This is a genomic window from Oceanicola sp. S124 (assembly GCF_000220565.1).
Classification (GTDB): domain Bacteria; phylum Pseudomonadota; class Alphaproteobacteria; order Rhodobacterales; family Rhodobacteraceae; genus Pseudooceanicola.
The window spans coordinates 1-7947 of record NZ_AFPM01000102.1 but is presented as its reverse complement, the minus strand read 5'-3'; the positions used below and the strand labels follow the sequence as shown (position 1 = coordinate 7947).

Annotated in this window: 7 protein-coding genes; 3 read left to right on the top strand and 4 right to left on the bottom strand. The window is 64.8% G+C overall.

Annotated elements, in window-relative coordinates; genetic code table 11:
* A partial coding sequence (galE, locus tag OS124_RS0107595; protein WP_010138877.1) for a UDP-glucose 4-epimerase GalE occupies nucleotides 1–731 on the bottom strand: 731 nt, incomplete at its 3' end.
* Nucleotides 732–743: 12 nt separating this feature from the next.
* Complete coding sequence (locus tag OS124_RS0107590; protein WP_010138876.1) at nucleotides 744–1640, bottom strand: UTP--glucose-1-phosphate uridylyltransferase; 897 nt, start codon at nucleotides 1638–1640, stop codon at nucleotides 744–746.
* Between the two features lie 804 nt (nucleotides 1641–2444).
* On the opposite strand from OS124_RS0107590, the gene OS124_RS0107585 reads away from it, so the two are divergent.
* Nucleotides 2445–3266: an ABC transporter permease gene (locus tag OS124_RS0107585; protein WP_029375262.1), complete on the top strand. Its 822-nt coding sequence runs from the start codon at nucleotides 2445–2447 to the stop codon at nucleotides 3264–3266.
* 19 nt (nucleotides 3267–3285) lie between these two features.
* Here the strand turns inward: OS124_RS0107585 and OS124_RS0107580 are convergent, their stop codons facing one another.
* Entirely contained in the window at nucleotides 3286–3897 is a 612-nt protein-coding gene (locus OS124_RS0107580; RefSeq protein WP_010138874.1) for an alpha-ketoglutarate-dependent dioxygenase AlkB family protein, read from the bottom strand.
* 325 nt (nucleotides 3898–4222) lie between these two features.
* Here OS124_RS0107580 and dnaK point away from each other — a divergent pair, with 325 nt between their 5' ends.
* Both dnaK and dnaJ read left to right on the top strand, forming a co-directional pair.
* A complete protein-coding gene (gene dnaK / locus OS124_RS0107575; RefSeq protein WP_010138873.1) occupies nucleotides 4223–6142 on the top strand; it encodes a molecular chaperone DnaK in 1920 nt (639 codons plus the stop codon).
* 90 nt (nucleotides 6143–6232) lie between these two features.
* Nucleotides 6233–7378: a molecular chaperone DnaJ gene (dnaJ, locus tag OS124_RS0107570; protein ID WP_010138871.1), complete on the top strand. Its 1146-nt coding sequence runs from the start codon at nucleotides 6233–6235 to the stop codon at nucleotides 7376–7378.
* 84 nt (nucleotides 7379–7462) lie between these two features.
* Here the strand turns inward: dnaJ and OS124_RS0107565 are convergent.
* Nucleotides 7463–7947 (bottom strand): inorganic phosphate transporter (locus OS124_RS0107565; protein ID WP_010138870.1); only part of this gene is annotated, 485 nt, incomplete at its 5' end.

The following is a 7947-nucleotide window of genomic DNA, read 5'->3' as shown; positions in this document are numbered from 1 at the left end:
CGGCCCTCCTGCAGCCAGCGCAGGCCAAGCACATGGGCGTCAACCAGGTCGCAGACATGGACGTAATCGCGGATGCAGGTGCCGTCGGGGGTCTCGTAATCGGTGCCGAAGACCGTCAGCGCCTCGCGCTGGCCGTCGATGGCTTCCAGCATGATCGGGATCAGGTGGGTCTCGGGGCGATGATGCTCGCCCACCTCGCCCTCGGGATCGGCACCGGCGACGTTGAAGTAGCGGAAGATCACGTGACGCAGGCCATGGGCCTCGCCGAAGGTCTTCAGGATCTCTTCCACCGCCTGTTTCGAGGCGCCGTAGGCGTTGATCGGATGCTGCGGCGTGTCCTCGTCCAGCACGACGTTGTCATGCTCGCCATAGGTGGCGCAGGTCGAGGAGAAGACGACGTTCATGCAGCCCGCCGCGACCGCCGCCTCGACGAGGTTGAGCGAGCCCAGCACGTTGTTGCGCCAGTAGAGGCCCGGCTGCTGCATGCTCTCGCCGACCTGGCTGAGGGCGGCGAAATGCATCACGGCGACGGGCTGGTACCTGGCAAAGACCGCGTCCAGCCGGGCGCGGTCCAGCAGGTCGCCCTGCTCGAAGGGGCCGAATTTCACGGCATCCTGCCAGCCGGTGACCAGCGAATCGAAGGTAACCGGGACGAACCCGGCCGCCTTCAGCGCCTTGCAGGCGTGCGAGCCGATGTAGCCCGCACCCCCGGTGACAAGCACATGATCCAAGGTCCCGCCGCCTTACTGCGCGGCCTGGGGATGCTGGACGACGTCCTGCAGGTAGCCCATCAGCTCGTCCCGCAGATCGTCGCGGGCCAGACCGAAGGACACGGTGGCCTGCAGGAAGCCCGCCTTGGACCCGCAGTCGAAACGCTGGCCGTTGAAGCGGAAACCATGCACCGGACGCCCGGCGGTGATCTCGTCCGCGATGGCGTCGGTCAGCTGGATCTCTCCGCCGGCGCCTTCCTTCATGTGATGCAGGTTCTCCATCACATGGGGCGTCAGCACGTAGCGGCCGATCACGGCGAGGTTCGAGGGCGCAGTGCCCGGCTTGGGCTTCTCGACCATGCCCTTCACCGTCACGACCGAGCCCATGTCCTCTTTCACGTCGAGGATGCCGTAGGACTTGGCCTTGTCGGCCGGCACTTCCATGGCGGCAACCATGCAGGCGGGGTTTTCCTCGAAGGCCTCGACCATCTGCTGCAGGCAGGGCTTTTCGGCGGCGATGACGTCATCGGGCAGGATCACGGCGAAGGGCTCGTCGGCGCGCAGCAGGCGGCGGGCACACCAGACCGCATGCCCCAGGCCCAGGGCCTTGTGCTGGCGGATATAGGCGATCTGGCCGCTGTCCATGTAGGTGGATTGCAGCACTTCCAGCAGGTCGTCCTTGCCCTTGGCGGCAAGCTCGGCCTCGAGAACGGCGCTATGGTCGAAATAATCCTCGAGCGCGGACTTGCCGCGCGAGGTGACGAAGATGAATTCCTCAATCCCGGCGGCACGGGCCTCGTCGATCGCGTATTGGATCAGCGGGCGGTCGACCAGGGTCATGATCTCCTTGGGGACGGACTTGGTTGCGGGAAGGAAGCGCGTCCCGAGACCGGCGACGGGGAAAATTGCTTTCGTGACTTTGTTCTTCACTGGGTGCCCTCAATTTTTTCTGCGGCATGCCATTCAGGCGTCGTGCCGGAACGATTGTGCCGGGACAGGACCGGCGGATCGAATATGCGAACCAGATCTACTGACCAACCTGACCATTGCCCAATCGGGGGCAGGATGCCACCGCCGAGCGTAATACATGTGACGCGATCCGGGCATTTTCCCGACTTTCAGCCCTGCCTCCGGTCGGCCCAACCCCTGAACCGGCGACGGGTTCCGATGCCGGCAACCGGCACGCGTCCCTGCCGCCATGGTAGAGCAGCGCCGAGACAATGACAAAGCCGTACCCCGAGAAACCCTTCCCCAGCGGAAACTTTGATCCGGTCGGCATGAAAATGCGGCACCCACCGGAGCTGCCGGGTGCCGCACGAGGATGGGCTCCGGCGGCGAGAAAAAATCGCAAAACAATGATTTAATTTACTTAATTTACAGACACGGCATCTGCCTAGCGGCCGGTTGGCCGGTCTCATGCCACCGCCAGCACGGCATCTTCCGGCTCGCACGCAGGCGCGGGCCCCGCGCCGGCCCGGGTCACAGCAGACGCGATCCGCAACGCTCGGCGGGAATACGCCGCTGCGCCGCAGCTCAACCCATGCGGGCAATGGCGGCACGGATCGAAAGCGGGAAGCTCCGGGCCACTGACTGTTTTTTAGGCCGGAATGCGGCAGCGGGGCGCGAAAGGGTGATCGGATCACCCTCCAAGCGCATTTGCCTGCCGTCCCCGGTCGCGGTAACCTGCGCGGATGTCGATGCCCGCGCAGGGCGCGGCGGGCAGAGGGTGAAGACATGTTTCAGCAAAGGGCCAGCAGGACGCGCCTGCAGTCTGCCATTTCCATGGCCGAGCTGATCTTCCATTCCACGGCCCACAACATCCGCAAAAGCCACAACAACGCCGTGCTCTCGATCGTCAACAACCTGGTGCGGGTGGCGATCATGCTGGCGGTGTTCTACTTCATGTTCACCCTTCTGGGCCTGCGCCGCACGGCCATCCGCGGCGACTTCCTGCTGTTCATGCTGTCCGGCATCTTCATCTACATGTGCCACGTGAAGACCGTGACCTCGGTGATGGGGGCGGATGGCCCCAGCTCTCCGATGATGAAGCATGCACCGATGAACACGCTGATCTCGCTGGCCTCGGCGGCGCTGTCGACGCTGTACCTGCAGGTGCTGACGCTCTTCGTCATCCTTTTCGTCTACCATGTCGCGGTCCGACCCTTCGACATCTACGATCCGGCGGGCGCCTTCGGCTGCATCATGGTGGCCTGGTTCTACGGCATCGCGGTCGGGGTCTGCTTTCTTGCCCTGCGCCCCTGGTTCCCCGAGTTCACAGGGATTGCCGCACAACTCTATACCCGCGCCAACATGATCGCCTCGGGCAAGATGTTCGTCGCCAACCAGATCACCCCGACCATGCGCAACATGTTCGACTGGAACCCGCTGTTCCATTCCATCGACCAGGCGCGCGGCGACACCTTCATCAACTACAATCCGCATTACTCGTCGTTGAGCTACGCGATCACCGTGGCCGTGGCGATCTTCTGCCTGGGCATGATCGGAGAGTTCTACACCCGCCGTCACGCCTCGGTCAGCTGGAACGCAAGGCGCTAGGGCGCCCAGTCCGGTGTGCCTAGTCGACGACCCGGCAGGTCAGGTTGATCCGCCCGCCCTGGGCCAGCAGGGTGGATGATCCGGGGCGGATCCGGTCCACCCCGTGATGCAGCAGCCGCGCCGCGCCGCCCATCACCGCCACGTCGCCGCTTTGCAGCCAGATCGATTCGGTCTTGCCGCCGCGCGTCTCGTTGCCGATGCGGAACAGCCCGTCATCCCCCAGCGAGACCGAGAGCACGGGATAGCCGAAGTCGGCCTCATCCCGGTCCTGGTGCAGGCCCATGCGGGCGCCCTCTCGGTAGAAATTGACCAGGCAGCAGTCGGGCAGGCGGTCCAGCCCCGTCACCGCGCGCCAGATCGCCAGCACGCTCTCGGGGATCGGCGGCCAGTCCACGCCCGAGGGGTGCCGCCGCTCGTAGCGATAGCCGCGCCGGTCCGAGAACCAGCCGTATTTCCCCGCCGAGGTCATCTGCACCGACATCTTCTGACCGAAACGGGTTTCCGGCGAGAACAGCGGCGCGGCCCGCTGCACCGCGCGCAGGTCATCGACCAGCGCCTGCTGCGCGGCGCGATCAAGGAAGTGCTGGTAGATCTCGACCCCGCGCAGGGTCAGGCTTGGCGCTGTGCTCATCGGGGCGTTCCTTCCGTGCCGCAAGGGTAGGCGCCCCGGGCCGCAGGGCAACCCGGTTCCTGCGCCGCGCCGGCGTCGGCCAAAATTCCGCGATTTGCAGTTTTTTCGCGCCAGCAGACCGCCAAACGACGCTGCGGCGGTAAGGATGGCGCATTTTTTGCCGATCTCGCAGTTGTGACCGGCTTGCAGCGCCGAAACCCCCTCCTTATATACCCCTCGAGCCCGGCGGGCGGGGCGAAACCCCCGCCGGACCGGGTCTCGGGACACCGATGCCGTAATCGGGTCGGGACCCGGACCATCGCCTTAAGTAGAAGGGATTGCAAACATGGGTAAAGTGATCGGGATTGACCTCGGCACCACCAACTCCTGCGTAGCCATCATGGACGGCGCGCAGCCGAAAGTCATCGAAAACTCGGAAGGCGCACGTACCACGCCTTCGATCGTCGCCTTCACCGATGAAGAGCGGCTGGTCGGCCAGAGCGCCAAGCGCCAGGCCGTCACCAACTCGACCAACACCGTCTTCGGCGTCAAGCGCCTGATCGGCCGTCGTGCAGACGACGCGGATCTGGCCAAGGACCTGAAGAACCTGCCGTTCAACGTCATCAACGGCGGCAACGGCGACGCATGGGTCGAAGCCAAGGGCGAGAAGTACTCTCCCTCGCAGATCTCCGCCTTCATCCTCGGCAAGATGAAGGAAACCGCCGAAAGCTACCTCGGCGAAGAGGTCACCCAGGCCGTCATCACCGTGCCTGCCTACTTCAACGACGCCCAGCGTCAGGCCACCAAGGACGCCGGCAAGATCGCCGGCTTGGAAGTGCTGCGGATCATCAACGAACCGACGGCTGCCGCCCTGGCATACGGTCTGGACAAGCAGGAAACCCACACCATCGCGGTCTATGACCTCGGCGGCGGTACTTTCGACGTCACCATCCTGGAAATCGACGACGGCCTGTTCGAGGTGAAGTCGACGAACGGCGACACCTTCCTGGGTGGCGAAGACTTCGACATGCGGATCGTCAACTACCTGGCCGGCGAGTTCAAGAAAGAGCACAACGTCGACCTGACCCAGGACAAGATGGCCCTGCAGCGTCTGAAGGAAGCCGCCGAAAAGGCCAAGATCGAGCTCTCCTCCAGCCAGTCGACCGAGATCAACCAGCCCTTCATCTCGATGGGTGCCAACGGTCAGCCGCTGCACATGGTCATGAAGCTGACCCGTGCCAAGCTGGAAAGCCTGGTGGGTGACCTGATCAAGGGTTCGCTGAAGCCCTGCCAGGCAGCCCTGAAAGATGCCGGTCTGTCCACCTCGGACATCGACGAAGTCGTTCTGGTCGGCGGTATGACCCGCATGCCGAAGGTCATCGAAGAGGTGACCAAGTTCTTCGGCAAGGAACCCCACAAGGGCGTGAACCCGGATGAAGTCGTCGCCATGGGCGCCGCCATCCAGGCCGGCGTTCTGCAAGGTGACGTGAAGGACGTGGTCCTGCTGGACGTGACCCCGCTGTCCCTGGGCATCGAGACCTTGGGCGGTGTCTTCACCCGCCTGATCGACCGCAACACGACCATCCCGACCAAGAAGTCCCAGGTCTTCTCGACCGCCGAGGACCACCAGAACGCCGTGACGATCCGCGTGTTCCAGGGCGAGCGTGAGATGGCCGCCGACAACAAGATGCTCGGCCAGTTCAACCTGGAAGACATCCCGCCGGCGCCGCGTGGCATGCCCCAGATCGAGGTGACCTTCGACATCGACGCCAACGGCATCGTGTCGGTCTCCGCCAAGGACAAGGGCACCAACAAGGAACAGCGGATCACCATCCAGGCCTCTGGCGGTCTGTCCGATGCCGACATCGAACAGATGGTCAAGGACGCGGAAGAGAACGCCGAAGCGGACAAGCAGCGCCGCGAGCTGGTGGAAGCCACCAACCAGGCGGAAAGCCTGATCCACTCGACCGAGAAGTCGATCGAAGAGCACGGCGACAAGGTCGACCCCTCGACCGTCGAGGCGATCGAGCTGGCCGTGGCCGCGCTGAAGGACGAGCTGGAAAAAGGCAACGCCGACAAGATCAAGTCGGGCATCCAGAACGTCACCGAAGCATCGATGAAACTGGGCGAGGCGATCTACAAGTCGCAGATGGACGAGGGTTCCGATGAACCCGAGGCCGCCGACCGTGCCGCCGAGGGATCTTCGGATGACGACGATATCGTCGACGCCGATTTCGAGGATCTGGATGACAACAAGCGTGGCTGACCTGTTCAGCCCACGCTGAGGAACCACTGGGGCCGGTCCTCCCTTCGGGCGGGCCGGCTTCCACGTTCCTGAGGCAAGGGATAACCGACCGTGGCAAAACGCGATTACTACGAGGTGCTCGGCCTGTCGAAAGGGGCCTCGGCGGAGGAGATCAAGAAGGGCTATCGCAAGAAGGCGAAAGAGCTTCACCCCGACCGCAATGCCGACAACCCCAAGGCCGAAGACCAGTTCAAGGAAGTGAACGAGGCCTACGACTGCCTGAAGGATCCCGACAGGAAAGCCGCCTATGACCGCTACGGCCATGCGGCCTTCGAGGGCGGCATGGGCGGTGGCGGCCGTCCGGGCGGCGGGGCCGGCAATGCCGATTTCGCCTCGGCCTTCTCGGATGTCTTCGACGACCTCTTCGGCGACTTCATGGGCGGGCGCCAGCCCGGCGGGCGCCAGCGCGCCACCCGTGGTGCCGACCTGCGCTACAACCTGCGCGTCACCATGGAAGAGGCCTATGCCGGCCTGCAGAAGGCGATCCGCGTACCGACCTCGGTGCAATGCGACGTCTGCCACGGCTCCGGGGCCGAGGGCGGCGCCGAGCCGGTGACCTGCCCGACCTGTTCCGGCATGGGCAAGGTGCGCGCGCAGCAGGGCTTCTTCACCGTCGAACGTACCTGTCCGACCTGCTCGGGCATGGGGCAGATCATCAAAAACCCCTGCAAGGCCTGCGGTGGCCAGGGCCGGATCGAACGTGATCGCCAGCTCTCGGTCAACATCCCGGCCGGGGTCGAGACCGGCACCCGCATCCGCCTCGGCGGCGAGGGCGAGGCCGGGCTGCGCGGTGGTCCGGCGGGCGATCTCTATATCTTCATCGAGGTCGCCAAGCACGCCATCTTCGAGCGCGAGGGGGTCAACCTCTTCTGCCGCGTCCCCGTCTCGGTGGCCAAGGCGGCGCTTGGCGGCGACATCGAGGTGCCGACCATCGACGGTGGCCGTTCGCGCGTGAAGATCCCCGAGGGCAGCCAGTCGGGCCGGCAGATGCGCCTGCGTGGCAAGGGCATGCCCGCGCTGCGGGGCAGCGGCCAGGGCGACATGTTCATCGAGCTGGCGGTGGAAACCCCGGTGAACCTGACCCATCGCCAGAAGGAGCTGCTGCGCGAATTCGAGGATCTCTCGGAAGAGAACAATCCCGAAAGCGAGGGCTTCTTCAAGTCGGTCAAGGGCTTCTGGGACTCGATGAAGAGCTGAGGCGCGACCTCGCAGGACAAACGGAAAGGGCGGCCAACGGGCCGCCCTTTTCGTTTCTGACGTCGCGAGAGGGCTGCGGACGCCTCAGCCCGTGATGCCCCGGATCACCAGGAAGATACCGGCGGAAAGGACCGCCGCGGCAGGCACGGTGATCACCCAGGCCGCGATGATGGTCATGAAATGCGACCGGCGGACAAGACGGCGGCGGCGGCGCTCTTCCGGCCCGATCTCCTCCGGGCCGACAACCGCCTGGCGGCTCTGGCGCATGCGCCGCGCGGTGTCCCATTCGCGGAAGAACCCGACGCCGAAGACGCCGCCGACGGCGATATGGGTCGAACTGACCGGCAGCCCCAGCCAGCTGGCCACGATCACCGTGATCGCCGCCGAGAGGGCGACGCAATAGGCGCGCATCGGGTTCAGCTTGGTGATCTGGTTGCCGACCATGCGGATCAGCTTCGGCCCGAAGAGGAACAGCCCGAACGAGATGCCCAGGGCGCCGATCACCATGACCCAGAGCGGGATGGCGACCGCATGGGTGAAATCGCCCGTTGCCGACGCCTGGACGATGG

Coding starts and splice junctions, on each gene's coding strand:
- OS124_RS0107585 (WP_029375262.1), top strand. CDS start 2,445: ATGTTTCAGCAAAGGGCCAGCAGGACGCGCCTGCAGTCTGCCATTTCC.
- OS124_RS0107580 (WP_010138874.1), bottom strand. CDS start 3,897: ATGAGCACAGCGCCAAGCCTGACCCTGCGCGGGGTCGAGATCTACCAG.
- dnaK (WP_010138873.1), top strand. CDS start 4,223: ATGGGTAAAGTGATCGGGATTGACCTCGGCACCACCAACTCCTGCGTA.